The following is a 15,017-nucleotide window of genomic DNA, read 5'->3' as shown; positions in this document are numbered from 1 at the left end:
GTTATCTGGTTCCTACCTGTCAAACCAGCCCCAGTGCATAGCGCAGCGCCATCTCTTTGAGCGGGCCCGCCTTGTCCGCCAGATTGAGGGCCAGATTGCGGGCCAGCTTGAGGGGGCCAATCTCGTTGCTGAACACCCCGTAGAAGAGATCCATCCCCGACTGCATCAGCAGGTTGTCAGGACGACGGCGCCGCTCGTAACGCTCGGCCAACGCCAGTTGATACCAGTCGGCGCCAGCTCCTTGCAGCAGATCAGTCCAGCAGGCCACATCCTTGAAGCCAAGGTTGACCCCCTGCCCCGCCAGCGGGTTGATGGTGTGGGCAGCATCGCCAAGCAGCACCACCCGACCGGCGTAATAGTCGTTGGCGTGGCGGCGCACCAGCGGAAAGCTCCCCTTGCCGGTGACGGTGAACCCGCCGAGCCGACTCGGGAAGTGGCGGTGCACTTCGGCGGCAAGCCCTTCGTTGCTCATGGCAGTGAGTACCCGGATCCGGGCCGGGCTGTCATACCACACCAGAGAGCCGTGCTGACCTGGTAGTGGCAGGAAGGCGCGCGGACCGCTCGGGGTGAACTGCTGCCAAGTGATATCTTCCTGCGCAAAGTCGGTGTCGATATTGATCAGCATACAGTGCTGGCGGTACTCGAAGCGCGATACGCCGATACCCGCCAGCTTGCGGGTGTGGGATTCGGCGCCGTCGCAAGCCAGCACCCAGCGGGCCACCAGCTCGATGCCGTCGTCCAGAGTCAGCACAGCTTCATCTGCACTCTGGCGCAGGCTGGTCACCGCCGCCGGGGTGTGGGTCTGGATGGTGGGAAAATCCTCCATCCGCTTGAGCAGGGCGAGCTGTACCAACCGGTTTTCGATGATGTAGCCGAGCTGGGGCAAGCCGAGATCGGCGGCATTGAAGCGGGTGGCAAAGCCGTCCAGCTCCCAGGTCTCCAGCCGGCGATAGGGGCAGAGCCGCATCTGCTGCAGATGGTGCCAGGCACCGGCCTGCTCCAGCAGCGCCACCGAAGCCTGACTGATGGCGGAGACCCGCAGATCCAGCGGCTGCTCTGGCGCGTAATGCTCCGGCAGTTGGGTCTCGATGACCCGCACCGAGAGGCCCTGAGCCGCCAGCAGACAGGCGGTGGCGGCGCCCACCATGCCGGCGCCGACGATGGCGATATCACACTGTTCCATACATTTATTCCTGAAAGGGTGCGTCCGGCGACAGCGCCCGGACGTGAACCGGATGGCAGCATGATAGCGCAAGGGCGACTGATAAACAGTGAGACAAACGGGGAATTGCTGCGTCAAATCAAGGAGAAAGCTTATTGAGCTTGCTGGCAACAGGTATCGGGTGAGCATCATTGCCAGCTGGATATTAGCTAGGCAGTATCCAGATTGCGGAGTAAAATGCGCGGTCCTTTGACCATGCCGATTTCAAAACAAGTCAAGAGAAGCAATGAGCAAGAAACTTCACATTAAAACCTGGGGTTGCCAGATGAACGAGTATGACTCGTCCAAAATGGCCGACCTGTTGGATGCCAGCAATGGCTACACCCTTACCGAAGAGCCCGAAGAGGCAGATGTCTTGCTGCTCAATACCTGCTCCATCCGCGAAAAGGCGCAGGAGAAGGTGTTCCACCAGCTGGGACGCTGGAAAAAGCTCAAGGCCAACAAGCCCGGTCTGGTGATCGGCGTGGGTGGCTGCGTTGCCTCTCAGGAGGGCGATGCCATCCGCCAGCGCGCTCCCTATGTGGATATCGTGTTCGGCCCGCAGACCCTGCATCGCCTGCCCGCCATGATCAAGGAAGTGCAAGAGGGCCGTGGTGCCCAGGTTGATATCGCCTTCCCCGAGATCGAAAAATTCGACAGCCTGCCCGAACCGCGCGCCGAAGGGGCTACCGCGTTCGTCTCCATCATGGAAGGCTGCTCCAAATACTGTACTTACTGCGTGGTGCCCTACACCCGCGGTGAAGAGGTGAGCCGACCGCTGGACGACGTGCTCTACGAAATCGCCCAGCTCGCCCAGCAGGGCGTGCGCGAAGTGAACCTGCTCGGCCAGAACGTCAATGCCTACCGCGGCCCGACCTTTGATGGCGGCATCTGCACCTTCGCCGAGCTGCTGCGTCTGGTGGCCGCCATCGACGGTATCGATCGCATTCGCTACACCACCAGCCACCCGATCGAGTTCACCGACGACATCATCGAAGTCTACAAAGACACCCCGGAAGTGGTCAGCTTCCTGCACCTGCCGGTGCAGAGCGGCTCCGACCGTATTCTGACCATGATGAAACGCCCGCACACCATCCTGGAGTACAAATCCAAGATCCGTCGCCTGCGTGCCGCCCGTCCCGACATCACCATCAGCTCCGACTTCATCGTTGGCTTCCCGAACGAGACGGACGAGGACTTTGAAGCGACCATGAAGCTGATCGAGGATGTGGGTTTCGACATGAGCTTCAGCTTCATCTTCAGCCCGCGCCCGGGCACCCCGGCCGCCGACATGCCCGACGATGTCGACATGGAAGTGAAGAAAGCCCGTCTGGCCCGCCTGCAGCACGTCATCAACAACCAGGCGATGCAGATTGGCCGCGCCATGCTGGGCACCACCCAGCGCATCCTGGTGGAAGGGCCCTCCAAGCTCGACCCGATGCAGCTGTGTGGTCGCACCGAGAACAACCGGGTGGTCAACTTCGAAGGCCAGCACACCCTGATCGGCGGTTTTGCCGACGTGGAGATCACCGAGGTACGTCCCAACTCCCTGCGCGGCAAGTTCATCCGCGGCGAGAGCGAGATGAACCTGCGGATCGCCACCGCACCGAGCGAAATCCTGGCCCGTCGCCCGGATAACGTACCGGACGAGCTGGGCGTTGCCGCCTTCACTCCCCATTAATCCCCTCCTCCCCATTCGCCCGGCGGATGGGGAGCGCCTTGAGACGAGGATATTTTGAGCCGACACATCTCGACCCTGAATCTGCATCTGGAGCCCGCCGACAACCAGCGCCTTGCCAGCCTGTGCGGCCCCTTCGATGACAACATCAAGCAGCTGGAGCGCCGCCTCGGCGTCGAGATCAGCTACCGTGACAGCCACTTCCAGCTGGTGGGCAAACCGGCCCAGCTGGATGCCGCCGCCGTCATCCTCAAGCACCTTTATGTGGAAACCCAGCCCCTCAAGGGTGGCAAGGTGACCGATATCACTCCCGACATGGTCCATCTGGCCATTCAGGAGTCGCGAGTGCTGGAGCAGGATGACGAGCCGGCGCCGAGCATCCCCTATGGCAAGGAGGTGACGGTCAAGACCAAGCGCGGTCTCATCAAGCCACGCAGCCCCAATCAGGCACAGTACATCGCCAATATCGTGCGCCACGATATCTGCTTCGGCATCGGCCCGGCCGGTACCGGCAAGACCTATCTGGCGGTGGCGGCGGCGGTGGATGCGCTGGAGCGTCAGGAGATCCGCCGCATTCTGCTGACCCGTCCGGCGGTGGAGGCGGGCGAGAAACTGGGCTTCCTGCCCGGCGATCTCTCCCAGAAGGTGGATCCTTACCTGCGCCCGCTCTACGACGCACTGTTCGAGATGCTGGGCTTTGAGCGGGTCGAGAAGCTGATGGAGCGCAACATCATCGAGGTGGCGCCGCTCGCCTATATGCGCGGAAGAACCCTCAATGACGCTTTTATCATTCTCGATGAGGCCCAGAACACCACCACCGAGCAGATGAAGATGTTCCTGACCCGCATCGGCTTCAACTCCAAGGCGGTGGTCACCGGCGACATCACCCAGGTAGACCTGCCGCGCAACGCCAAATCCGGCCTGCGCCATGCTCTGGAAGTGCTGCAAGGGGTCGATGGTCTGTCGTTCAACTTCTTCGAGTCCAAAGACGTGGTGCGCCACCCGGTGGTGGCCCGTATCGTGCAGGCCTATGAGGCGTTCGACGCCAAACAGGCAACCGAGAAGGTGGCCGGCCAAACAAACTCCAGCAAAGAGAGCGAGCAATGAGCGTAACCCTGGATCTGCAGCTGGCCAGTGCCAGCACTGACGGCCTGCCCACCGAAGCCCAGCTGCAAGGCTGGCTCGACGGCACCATTCTCGGCTTCCAGCAGGAGGCAGAAGTGACGGTGCGTATCGTCGACGAGGCGGAGAGCAACGAGCTCAACCTCACCTATCGCGGCAAGGACAAGCCCACCAACGTGCTCTCCTTCCCGTTCGAGGCGCCACCCGGTCTGGAGCTGCCGCTGCTCGGCGATCTGGTGATCTGCCGTCAGGTGGTAGAGCGCGAGGCCAAGGAGCAGGGCAAGCCCCTCATAGCACACTGGGCCCACATGGTTGTGCACGGCAGTCTGCATCTGCTAGGTTATGACCATATCGAGGATGAGGAAGCCGAAGAGATGGAAGCGCTTGAGCGCGACATCATGCAGGAGCTCGGTTTTGCCGATCCTTATCTGAACGACGAAGAGTAAAACGCCGGACGGTCATCGTCTTGAAACAGCAGATGACCATCCTTATATAACCCGAACTATTTCAAGTGTGTTCATACGAGTAACCAAGAGAGAAAATGACCGACGATCACCCTAGTACCGGCTCGCCGAAGAAAACCTGGCTCGACAAACTCAGCCAACTCTTCCAGGGCGAGCCAAAAGACCGCAATGATTTGGTAGACGTAATAGCCGATGCCGAAGAGCGCGACCTCATCGATCAGGACACCAAGGACATGATCGAGGGGGTGCTGGAGATCGCCGATCTTCGCGTGCGCGATATCATGATCCCCCGCTCCCAGATGGTGACCATCGAGAAGTCCCAACCGGTGGATGCAATCCTGCCGGTGATCATCGAGTCCGGCCACTCCCGCTTCCCGGTGATCAACGAGGACAAGGATCATGTGGAGGGCATTCTGCTCGCCAAGGACCTGCTCCCCTTCGGGTTTGGCGGCCATCACGCCAGCGAGCCGCTGCAGCTCGAGAAAATCTTGCGCCCCACGGTGATCGTACCGGAAAGCAAACGGGTTGACCGTCTGCTCAAGGAGTTCCGTGAAGAGCGCTACCACATGGCCATCGTGGTCGACGAATTTGGTGGCGTCTCCGGTCTGGTGACCATCGAAGACATACTGGAACTGATCGTTGGCGAGATCGACGACGAGTTTGACGACATCGAGGATGAGCCGGACGAAATCCGCCGCCTCAGCAAGCGGGTCTTCTCCATCAGCGCCCTGACCGAGATCGAGGATTTCAACGACTTCTTCGGCACCAAATTCAGCGATGAAGAGGTGGATACGGTAGGCGGTCTGGTGATGCACGCATTCAGCCACCTGCCAAAGAAGGGCGAGGAGATCGAGCTGGACGGCTACCTGTTCAAGGTGATGCATGCCGACCGGCGTCGTCTGCAGCAGCTGCAGGTAAAGATCCCCGAGCACCACGCGGCGGCGCAATCCGAGCCGCAATAGGCAGATCCGCTCGATGTGTGAAACAACGCCCCGACCTCGGGGCGTTGTGCTCTCTGCCACCGGCATCGAGGCTCGCCGTTGCCCCGCTTACAGGTTAAGATACCGGCCATTCGACCCCAGTTGCACACCAAGACGAGCACCATCGCCCGTGAGATTATCCCCTGTTACTTCCAAAATTCTGTTAAGCCTCAGTGCATTGGCCTCTGGTGCCATCGCAGTGCTGGCCTTCTCCCCCTTCGGCTACTGGCCGCTGGTGATCCCTTCCCTGCTTGGCCTCTACGCCCTGCTGGACAAAGCAACGCCGAAACAGGCGGCCTGGCGCGGTTTTGGCTACGCCATGGGACTCTTTTTACCGGGGCTGTGGTGGATCCATGTCAGCATGACCGAGTTTGGCGGCATCCCGCTGCCGGTCGCCTTCGTGCTGCTGGCCGGGCTCTCCGCCTATCTGGCCCTCTACCCGACGCTCGCATGCTGGATCTTTGCCCGCTTCTTTGGCGGCCGTCACTGGAGCCGCTGGCTGCTCGCCTTCCCGGCACTGTGGTTGGTGGCTGACTGGCTGCGCGGCTGGGTGATGACCGGCTTCCCCTGGCTCTGGTTTGGCTACAGCCAGATCGACGGCCCCCTCAAGGGCTTTGCCCCCATTCTCGGGGTACAGGGCATCACCCTTGCTCTGTTGCTGTCCGCCTCCGCTATCTGGCTGGTGTGGAAATCCCGCTCCCCGCTCTGGCTGGCGGTGCCTGCCCTGCTGGTTGCCGGTGCCCACGGACTGATGCAGCTCAACTGGGTGACCCGTGGCGAGCCGGTCAAGGTGGCACTGGTGCAGGGCAATATCGCCCAGTCCCTCAAGTGGGATCCGGAGGCGCTGGCCCCCACGGTCCGCACCTATCAGGACTTGAGCCGCGAGAATCAGGATGCCGACATCATCATCTGGCCGGAGTCGGCGATCCCGGCCATCGAGAAGGCGATGGGCCCCTATCTGGAGAATCTGGACAAGGCGATGAAGGTGAACGATACCGGCCTGCTGGCGGGGATCATCCACTACGACGAGCAGCAACAGCGTTTCTACAATACCGTGCTCGGCATGGGGGTGCAGGATGCGGATGGCAAGGAGTCCTACTTCTACAACCACTCCAACCGCTACAACAAGTACCACCTGCTGCCCATCGGCGAGTTCGTGCCCTTTGAAGATCTGCTGCGCCCCATCGCCCCCTTCTTCAACTTGCCGATGTCCTCCTTCAGCCGGGGTGACGAAGTGCAGCCAAACCTGATCGCCAAAGGGCTCAAGTTTGCCGCCGCCATCTGCTACGAGATCATCTTCCCGGAGGAGGTGCGCCGCAACGTCAATGCCGATACCGACTTCCTGCTGACCGTCTCCAACGACGCCTGGTTCGGCACCAGCATCGGCCCCTGGCAGCATATGGAGATCGCCCGGATGCGCGCGCTGGAGCTGGCTCGTCCGCTGCTGCGGGACACCAACACCGGTATCACTATCGTTACCGAGATCGATGGCAGCATCATCGGCCAGATCCCGCAGTTTGAAGCGGGTGTGCTGCGCAGCGAGGTGCGTCCCGCCCACGGCGAGACCCCCTACATGCGCTTTGGCAGCTGGCCCCTCTACGGTCTGACCGTGCTGCTGCTGGGTCTGGCGCTGGCGCTGCGCCCCAAGGCTCACCCCTGGGCCCGCGAGCTGTAACGCCAATCCGCAATCCCCGATAAAAAACGAGGCGCCCACAGGCGCCTCGTTTTTTTTACGACAGCTAATCACGCATCTTTTTGCAGGCAGCAGATCACATAGCCGTAACTGCCAAGATATTGGCGGTGGATGGCCACTTCCCGGCTCAAGTCCTGCCAGGCAGCACTCTCCCCCAGCTCGTCTCGATAGCGCACCAGATTGACCTCGATAGGGTCCAGATAGTTGTTCCAGGCGCTCATCGGCAAGGGAGTGTGTGACAGGCAGCGGTAGCCTGCCGCTTGTACCGTCTCAAGCAGGCCCGCCAGCGTCTGCATGGCGGGATAATCCTGCTGCCAGAATGCCAATGCCTCCTCGGGCGGGTTATCGGTCAGCCAGACCGCATCACTGAGCACGATGCAAGCCTGTGGGCTCGCAAGCAGCGGACGCCACGCCTTCAGTGCATTGGCAACCCCCATCACGTAAGCGCTCCCCTCTGCCCAGATGAGGTCGGCCGGGGCCAGATCGTCCGGCAGTGCCGCCATGTTGGCGCAGAGGGTGGAGACATGCTCAAAGCCCGCAGCACGGGCGGAGTGCGCCACGGCGGCCAGCGCCTCCTCTTCCAGATCGATGGCCACAATGGCGGCATCAGTCACCTGAGCCAGCGCCATGGTCGAGGCACCGCGCCCGCAGCCCATGTCGAGGATCCGGCGCGGCCGGATGGGCAAGGCGGCAAACTGCTGCTGGGTGAAGGCGCGATCCCCCGGCCCCCAGTAACTCATGCCATCCAGCAGCTGGATAAAGTCCTTGATGTAACGCTCATGTTCATTCATGTCTTTGCTCAACCATTGCAAGTGGTAGCGATCTTTCTCGCTAAAACCCTGTTTCATCACCCACGCGAAGTAGGCCTCCGGTGCCTCGCGCTGCAGTTGCAGCTGCCAGGCCTTGAATTCCTCACCGGAGCGCGGGCGCAGCCCTGCCAGATCCGCCAACAGATCCCGGGCGAGCTGCATCCGCGCCAGCTCCTCATCGAGCTCCCTGACCCGGGCCTGCAATGCCGCCTGATCTATCTCGCCAGCCAGACAGGCGAGGCACTGCTTGAGGCTGAGACCACCTGCCTGCAGGGCCTGCACCATCTGCAGTCGCTGCAGATCCCCCTCGTCATAGTGGCGATAACCGTTGGCGGCCCGGGTGCCGACAATCACCCCCAGCTTCTCGTAATAGAGCAGGGTGGAGCGGGCGAGACCGCAGCGGCGGGCCAGTTCGGATATTTTCATGGCAATCACTCACGGTGCGGGCCCTCAGGTGACCCGATAGAGACGAGCTTAAACTGTGAAGCTATAGACAGGTCAACGCCCTTTTCCAGAAATCCGCCAACAAAAACGGCCACCCGAGGGTGGCCGTTGTCAGCGATAGGGCTGCGATGCTCTTGACTCAGAGACCGGCTGCCTCCAGATGCTCCACCAGCAGCTGCACGCTGCGGTTGCCGCGCCACTCGTTGACGTCAAGCCGGTAGACAAGCCGCACCCGCTTGACCGAGGCATCGGGCCAGCGCTTGAGATCGACGCCAAAGGCGATGGCATCCACCGCATGACCGGAATCGGTTGTCAGCATCATCTTGAGGTGCTTCTCCCCCACCAGCCGCTGCTGAACCAGCACGAACTCGCCGTCGAACAGCGGCTCGGGGAAGGCCTGACCCCAGGGGCCGGAGGCGCGAATCAGCTCCGCCAGCTCGAGGTTGAGCTCGTCTGGCAACAACTCGCCATCGGTGAGCAACACCCCGGTCAAAAGCTCCGGTGTCACCAGCTCACTAATGACCGCCTCAAAGGCCCGACCGAACGCCTCGATGTTGGCCTTGGGCAGGGTCAACCCCGCCGCCATGGCGTGGCCGCCAAACTTGCCCATCAGGCCCGGATGGCGGGTATCGAGCAGTTCCAGTGCATCGCGCAGGTGCACGCCGGGGATGGAGCGGCCGGAGCCCTTGAGCTCGGTCTCGCTGCTCTCGGCAAAGGCGATGACAGGGCGGTAGTACTTCTCCTTCACCTTGGAGGCCACCAGCCCCACCACCCCCTGATGCCACTCGTCCCGGTGCAGCACTATGCCCGACGGCACCTCGCCATCGCGAAAACGGATCTGCTCCAGAGTGGCGAGGGCCTCCTGCTGCATCCCCTGCTCAATCTCCTTGCGCTCCTGATTGAGGCTGTCCATCTCGGCCGCAAGCTGGCGCGCCAGATTGAGATCATCGCAGAGCAGACAGGCGACCCCGAGGGACATGTCATCGAGACGGCCCACCGCATTGAGGCGTGGCCCCAGCGCAAAACCGAGATCGGCGGCGGTGAGGCGGCGACCATCGCGGCCCGACACATCCACCAGCGCCTGAATGCCGGGGCGACAGCGCCCGGCCCGGATCCGCTGCAAGCCCTGATGGACCAGAATGCGGTTGTTGCCATCGAGCGCCACCACATCGGCCACCGTGCCGAGGGCCACCAGGTCGAGGTAATCCGCCACATTGGGGGCTCGCAACCCTTGCCGTTCGTACCAGCCAAGCTGACGCAGATGGGTGTTGAGGGCCGCCATCAGATAGAAGGCCACCCCCACCCCGGCCAGCGACTTGGAGGGGAAGTCGCAACCGCGCTGGTTCGGGTTGACGATGGCATCGGCATCAGGCAGCTCCTGACTCGGCAAATGGTGATCGGTAACCAGTACCTGCATGCCCGCCGCCTTGGCTGCCGCCACCCCGGCGATGCTGGAGATACCGTTATCCACCGTGATCAGGAACTCGGCGCCACGGGCCACCGCCAGCTCGACAATTTCGGGGGTGAGGCCGTAGCCAAACTCGAAGCGGTTGGGCACCAGAAAATCGATGTGGCGACCCCCCATGGCGCGCAGGGCCAGCACACACAGGGCCGAACTGGTGGCGCCGTCGCAGTCGAAGTCACCGACAATCAGGATCCGTTTCTGGGCGGTCAGGGCATCCGCCAGCAGCGGCACCGCCTGCTCCATCCCATAGAGGCGCTGGGGCGGCAACAGCTGGCTGGCGCTGCGCTCCAGCAGGGCGGGATCCTCTACGCCACGGCTGGCGAAGATTTGGCGAAGCAGGGGATGCAAGGCGGCAGGCAGATGGGAATCATCAACTCGCGGACGACGACGGATTTGCAGGGACATCAATATGATCCAGTATCTTGAGCAGCTGTTCGGGGCTCTGATACCCGCGCACCAGATCCCCGTCGGAGGAGACCCAGGCCGGCAGTACCTTGACCCCCAACCATTGGCTCAGGCCAATATTTTGGATAAGGGTCTCACTACATGCCGTTTGAGGCAAATAGGCTTTTAACGGATCATTTTGCAGCAGGGGATCGCTGCACCAGTCGGCGGCCCGTTCGGCGTGATCAATCACCGGATAGAGTGCCACGCTCACCCCGGATGCCTGCAAGTGTTGCAAGGTGCCGGAGAGCTGACGGCGCTTTGCGTCCTGCTCGCCGAGAAACAGCGCAACCCGGTGACGCTCATCCCGGGCCTTGAGCACGATGGGGGCATGGGCCACCTGTGCCAAGCCAAGTCGGCGCTGCTCGCGCATACCCGAGATGGTCAGGTTCTTCATGTCGCGGGTCATATCCAGCATGACCCCCTGCACCACATAATCCCCTTTGGCATCGCTGTAGAGCACCCCCTGCGAGGTGCCCAGCATATACAACCCCGCGATCGGGGTCGGTTCAACCAGATAGACGGGGACCCCCAGCCGGGCTGTGATGGTCTGTTTCAAGGCTTGGGTATCCATCCCCGCTCTGGCAGCAAATGTGCACAAAAGCATCATTCCCAGTAGTAAATACTTCACTTGTTTACTCACGTGGTATGAATGAATCGACTCAGCAAACTACAGCAGCACAGCTCATCATTCAACCAGCTACTTACCAAAAAATTAATATCACTTTGTACCAAAAAAATGGCTCCCCCCGATTGCCAAGGACTCATAACGCCCGCAAGCTAGTCAGGACGACAGGAACAACGCGGCTTAGCCTCTGTTTTTCCTGACAAGAGTTCGCCCTTTGGCAAGGGTAATCAACGCGCTATCTTGTTTAATTTCGGAGGAAATAATGAGTCTGATTCAAGAATTCAAAGCCTTTGCCGCCCGCGGCAACGTCATCGATATGGCGGTCGGTATTATCATTGGTGCCGCCTTCGGCAAAATTGTCTCCTCTTTTGTCGGTGACGTGATCATGCCGCCCATCGGCCTGATCCTGGGCGGCGTGGACTTCAGCGACCTGGCGGTCACCCTGAAGGCCGCAGAAGGTACAACACCCGCCGTGGTCATCGCCTATGGCAAGTTCATCCAGACCATCATCGACTTTCTGATCATCTCTTTTGCCATCTTCATGGGACTGAAGGCCATCAACACCCTCAAGAAGAAGCAGGAAGAGGAAGCCGCCGCCCCGGCAGGCCCGACCAAGGATCAGGAGCTGCTGACCGAGATCCGTGATCTGCTGAAATCTCAACAGGAGCGTTAAGCCGACTCCCCAGACTGGTGTGTATGTGTGTCACGATGCCCATGGGCTATGGTTAGATGGCGTAAAGTTATATAGGCGTCTTGACTATGCAAACCTCCACTGCTGCAAACTCCAATCACAGCTTTATTCTCCGTTTTCTTTTGCTGCTTGCGCTGCCACTTGTTTTGACCACATTGGGTAGTGCGTACCTTTTTGCCGTCATGCAGAAAAATACCTTGCTGAATACAATGCGATTTTTCAACGACAGCACTGGCCAGCAATGGGATAATTCTATCGCCTCGGTCGAACGCCAAATAAATATATTTATTAGTGATATCGACAAGAATACAGGTGACTTACCACCAGCCCTAAAATCTCGCTATCATGACATATGGAAGTATATGCTTTACCCAGAAGGTCCCGTGAAAACCGTATATTATTCATTACGCAACAATGAACAACTCAGCTTCTCTCTTCACCCATTACCAGAGACAATAAATCATGCTGAAAGACCGTGGTACCGTAATGCGATTAATCATCCTGGCACAAGTGTCTGGAGCGCCCCTTATATTGATGCAGTAGAAAAAACACCAGTCGTTACCCTCTCCCATGCAGTCTTGAATCAACAGGGGGAGTTTCTTGGCGTGATAGGTATAGATCTTAACCTTCAGGTATTTTCTGCAAGAATTGGGCGTATTCTTGAGAGCAGTGACAAGGTTATTTACATGCTGTTTGATAGAGAAAGCCAGATGATCATCGCACACAGCGACCCGCTGGAAAATGGCAAGACGCTGACAAAACCTTGGCTAGCAGAAATAAAAGGTAGAAATGGTACACTGATGGATAACGACGGGGACCTCATTTCGTTTCATGCTCTACACAAAAATCCATCATGGCTGGTTATCACTATTTTCCCTTTCAAGAGCAGTATTTTGATTGGAGAAATCCTCCCGAACATATTTATCACCCTTGTATTGTCACTATCGATATTCACACTAGTGGCCATTATTTTCAGGCAACGTCTGGAGCATACCATCAGCACATTGGTACAAGTTGTTAGACAATTGCGTATCACTCCTCCAGGGCAACAGATTATTATCCCCAAGCTGGCAGGCATAGAGGAGCTGGAGGATGAAATTGTGCTGATTTCAGACAAAATGCAGGCCGAAACAGAAAAATCGCTGCGTGATGCATTAACCGGCTTGTACAACCGCCGTCATTTGGAAGAGGCGCTCGCCACTCTACATAAAGAAAATAGCCAATACATATTGGCAATTATCGACATTGATAACTTCAAAAAAATAAATGATACCTATGGTCATCCCATCGGTGATGCCGTTTTGAAGCGCACCGCTCAGCTCGGTAGCCAATTGCTGGAGGAACAGGCAACCCTGTGCCGCTTTGGGGGGGAAGAGCTGGTCGCTATTTTTGAAGAGACGGATATTGCCAACGCGCAGAAGTTGATGGAGCAGTGGCGTATCAGCATGGGGCAACAGGATTGGCGTGAAAAGGGCTTAAGCGTCTCCTTTAGCGGTGGCATTGCCGAATCCCTGAATGATGCGCCAGACAGTGTGATGGCCCGCGCCGATGCAGCCCTCTATCAAGCTAAACAAGCGGGCAAAAATCGGCTGCAACGGGCTTAAGCGCGGGGGTGGTGCTCCCCGTGCAGGGCCTTGAGTCGCTCGTTGGCCACATGGGTGTAAATCTGGGTAGTGGAGAGATCCGCATGGCCCAGCAGCATCTGTACCACCCGCAGGTCGGCGCCGTGGTTGAGCAGATGGGTGGCAAAGGCGTGGCGCAAGGTATGGGGGGAGAGCTCACCGTTGATCCCGGCCCGCAGGGCATAGAGCTTGATGCGATGCCAGAAGGTCTGGCGGGTCATCATCCGGGCCTGCTTGGAGGGAAATACCACATCCGAGCTGGTGCCCCCCAGCAGCAGGGTGCGGGCCTCGCGGTAGTAACGCTCCAGCCAGTGCATCGCCTCCTCGCCCATCGGCACCAACCGCTCCTTGTTGCCCTTGCCCACTACGCGCACCAAGCCCTGACGCAAACTGACATGCTCGGCAGTGAGCCCCACCAGCTCGGAAACCCGCAGACCGGTGGCGTAGAGCAGCTCCAGCATCGCCTTGTCCCGCAACTCCAGCGGGTCATCCACCAGCGGCGCACTCAGCAACGCATCCACCTCCGTTTCGCTTAAATCGGAGGGGAGTTTTTTCGGCAGCTTGGGCCCCTCCAGCAGCACGGTCGGATCATCGCTGCGCAGCTTCTCACGGTTGAGATACTGATAGAAACGGCGCAGGGCCGACAGGAAGCGGGCCGTACTGCTGGCCGCAAACTGGTGATCGACCCGCCAGGCGAGGTAGTGCTGGATCTCGTCCATCCCCGCCAGCAGCAGCGAGCTCCCCTGCTCGTCGAGCCAGAGGGAGAACTTCTCCAGATCGCTGCGATAGGAGCTGACCGTGTTGTCAGACAATCCCCGCTCCAGCCAGAGGGCATCGAGGAAGGGTTCAATCAGGGGATGGGGGTCAGGCTTGCTCATGGTGCGCTGCAATCAGGGGAAAGATGGCCCATTGTAACGCGCCAACTCCTTGGAAAGACAAGGCACTTTCATTGGAAAGATAAGGCACGTTTGCCACCCCCCTTGCCGGGCGGTGAAGGTCGAATGGCAATCTGCTAGACTGGCGCCCTCCCCTTACGTTACCCATCGTGTTGCCAACATGGCGCAGCCCACACGAGCATGCGAGAACGCGCCAACAGCAAGCGAGAAAGCGCCAACAGAGAGAAGAGCGATGAAGATTGGTCTGTTTTACGGTTCCACCACCTGCTACACCGAGATGGCTGCCGAGAAGATCCGCGCCCTCATCGGCCCCGAGCTGGTGGATATTCACAATATCAAGGATGTCTCCCTGCGCCGGATGGAGGATTACGAGATCCTGATCCTCGGCATCTCCACCTGGGATTTTGGCGAACTGCAGGAGGACTGGGAGTCCCGCTGGGAAGATATCGCCGATCTCCATCTGGAGGGACGCATCGTCGCCCTGTTTGGCCTCGGCGATCAGCTCGGTTATGGTGAATGGTTCCAGGACGCCCTCGGCATGCTGCACGATCAGCTGGTGCCAAAAGGGGTCAAGCTGGTGGGCTACTGGCCCAACGAAGGGTACGAATTCGATGCCTCCAAGGCACTGATCGACGATGGCCGTCACTTCGTCGGGCTGGCGCTGGACGATGCCAATCAATATGACCAGACCGATCCGCGCATCGAGCAGTGGGTCGAGCAGATCCTGAGCGAAATCCACGCCCTGCTCTGATCTTTCCCACGTTTTAGCAAAACGACCCTGAGCGCCTGGCCCTGGCCGCCGGGCGCAGTTATCGCACCGATTTTCTCAATCGGTATCATCGCATGACGCTATAGCGACTTTTTTGTGCTGGTCTGCAAC

General features: G+C 59.5%; 13 protein-coding genes. 8 read left to right on the top strand and 5 right to left on the bottom strand.

The genetic code is table 11. The features are described from left to right. Window positions 1–19: 19 nt before the first annotated feature. Window positions 20–1,183, bottom strand: a complete 1,164-nt coding sequence (locus ACTG2O_RS09325) for an FAD-dependent oxidoreductase (RefSeq protein WP_439975641.1) — start codon at window positions 1,181–1,183, stop codon at window positions 20–22. 265 nt (window positions 1,184–1,448) lie between these two features. Between ACTG2O_RS09325 and miaB the strand changes: the two genes are divergently transcribed. The 5 genes from miaB to lnt all read left to right on the top strand — a co-directional run bounded on the left by miaB (window position 1,449) and on the right by lnt (window position 7,120). Next, window positions 1,449–2,882 carry a tRNA (N6-isopentenyl adenosine(37)-C2)-methylthiotransferase MiaB gene (gene miaB / locus ACTG2O_RS09320; RefSeq protein ID WP_005335132.1) on the top strand — a complete coding sequence of 478 codons (1,434 nt, stop codon included), beginning with the start codon at window positions 1,449–1,451 and terminating at the stop codon, window positions 2,880–2,882. 54 nt (window positions 2,883–2,936) lie between these two features. Next, window positions 2,937–3,986 carry a PhoH family protein gene (locus ACTG2O_RS09315; protein ID WP_439975640.1) on the top strand — a complete coding sequence of 350 codons (1,050 nt, stop codon included), beginning with the start codon at window positions 2,937–2,939 and terminating at the stop codon, window positions 3,984–3,986. After that, entirely contained in the window at window positions 3,983–4,447 is a 465-nt protein-coding gene (ybeY, locus tag ACTG2O_RS09310) for an rRNA maturation RNase YbeY (RefSeq protein ID WP_439975639.1), read from the top strand. The genes ACTG2O_RS09315 and ybeY overlap by 4 nt, the downstream gene beginning before the upstream one ends. Before the next feature lie 95 nt (window positions 4,448–4,542). Beyond that, the gene (gene corC / locus ACTG2O_RS09305; protein WP_005354092.1) at window positions 4,543–5,427 is read left to right on the top strand and encodes a CNNM family magnesium/cobalt transport protein CorC; all 885 of its coding nucleotides are present in this window, start codon (window positions 4,543–4,545) and stop codon (window positions 5,425–5,427) included. A 148-nt stretch (window positions 5,428–5,575) separates the two neighbouring features. Then, entirely contained in the window at window positions 5,576–7,120 is a 1,545-nt protein-coding gene (gene lnt, locus ACTG2O_RS09300; protein WP_323910949.1) for an apolipoprotein N-acyltransferase, read from the top strand. A 68-nt stretch (window positions 7,121–7,188) separates the two neighbouring features. Here lnt and ACTG2O_RS09295 read toward each other — a convergent pair whose 3' ends face one another. The 3 genes from ACTG2O_RS09295 to ACTG2O_RS09285 form a co-directional block, all read right to left on the bottom strand. After that, window positions 7,189–8,373 carry a MerR family transcriptional regulator gene (locus tag ACTG2O_RS09295; protein WP_439975638.1) on the bottom strand — a complete coding sequence of 395 codons (1,185 nt, stop codon included), beginning with the start codon at window positions 8,371–8,373 and terminating at the stop codon, window positions 7,189–7,191. 157 nt (window positions 8,374–8,530) lie between these two features. Continuing rightward, window positions 8,531–10,261, bottom strand: coding sequence for a single-stranded-DNA-specific exonuclease RecJ (recJ, locus tag ACTG2O_RS09290; protein WP_439975637.1), 1,731 nt, complete (start codon window positions 10,259–10,261; stop codon window positions 8,531–8,533). Next, window positions 10,227–10,874, bottom strand: coding sequence for a disulfide isomerase DsbC N-terminal domain-containing protein (locus ACTG2O_RS09285; RefSeq protein ID WP_005335146.1), 648 nt, complete (start codon window positions 10,872–10,874; stop codon window positions 10,227–10,229). Before ACTG2O_RS09285 ends, recJ begins: the two co-directional genes overlap by 35 nt. Before the next feature lie 316 nt (window positions 10,875–11,190). Between ACTG2O_RS09285 and mscL the strand changes: the two genes are divergently transcribed. Both mscL and ACTG2O_RS09275 read left to right on the top strand, forming a co-directional pair. After that, a complete protein-coding gene (gene mscL, locus ACTG2O_RS09280; RefSeq protein WP_005354103.1) occupies window positions 11,191–11,601 on the top strand; it encodes a large-conductance mechanosensitive channel protein MscL in 411 nt (136 codons plus the stop codon). Window positions 11,602–11,687: 86 nt separating this feature from the next. After that, complete coding sequence (locus ACTG2O_RS09275) at window positions 11,688–13,223, top strand: sensor domain-containing diguanylate cyclase (RefSeq protein WP_058057147.1); 1,536 nt, start codon at window positions 11,688–11,690, stop codon at window positions 13,221–13,223. Here ACTG2O_RS09275 and xerD read toward each other — a convergent pair. After that, window positions 13,220–14,119, bottom strand: coding sequence for a site-specific tyrosine recombinase XerD (xerD, locus tag ACTG2O_RS09270; RefSeq protein WP_088868661.1), 900 nt, complete (start codon window positions 14,117–14,119; stop codon window positions 13,220–13,222). The genes ACTG2O_RS09275 and xerD overlap by 4 nt on opposite strands. Window positions 14,120–14,369: 250 nt before the next feature. Between xerD and fldB the strand changes: the two genes are divergently transcribed. Then, window positions 14,370–14,888 carry a flavodoxin FldB gene (fldB, locus tag ACTG2O_RS09265; protein WP_005335151.1) on the top strand — a complete coding sequence of 173 codons (519 nt, stop codon included), beginning with the start codon at window positions 14,370–14,372 and terminating at the stop codon, window positions 14,886–14,888. Window positions 14,889–15,017 lie beyond the last annotated feature (129 nt).

This window comes from Aeromonas sp. 61P, assembly GCF_051919545.1.
Classification (GTDB): Bacteria; Pseudomonadota; Gammaproteobacteria; order Enterobacterales; family Aeromonadaceae; genus Aeromonas; species Aeromonas veronii.
The sequence above is the reverse complement of the archived record's forward strand: the minus strand, read 5'-3'. Positions and strand labels throughout refer to the sequence as shown.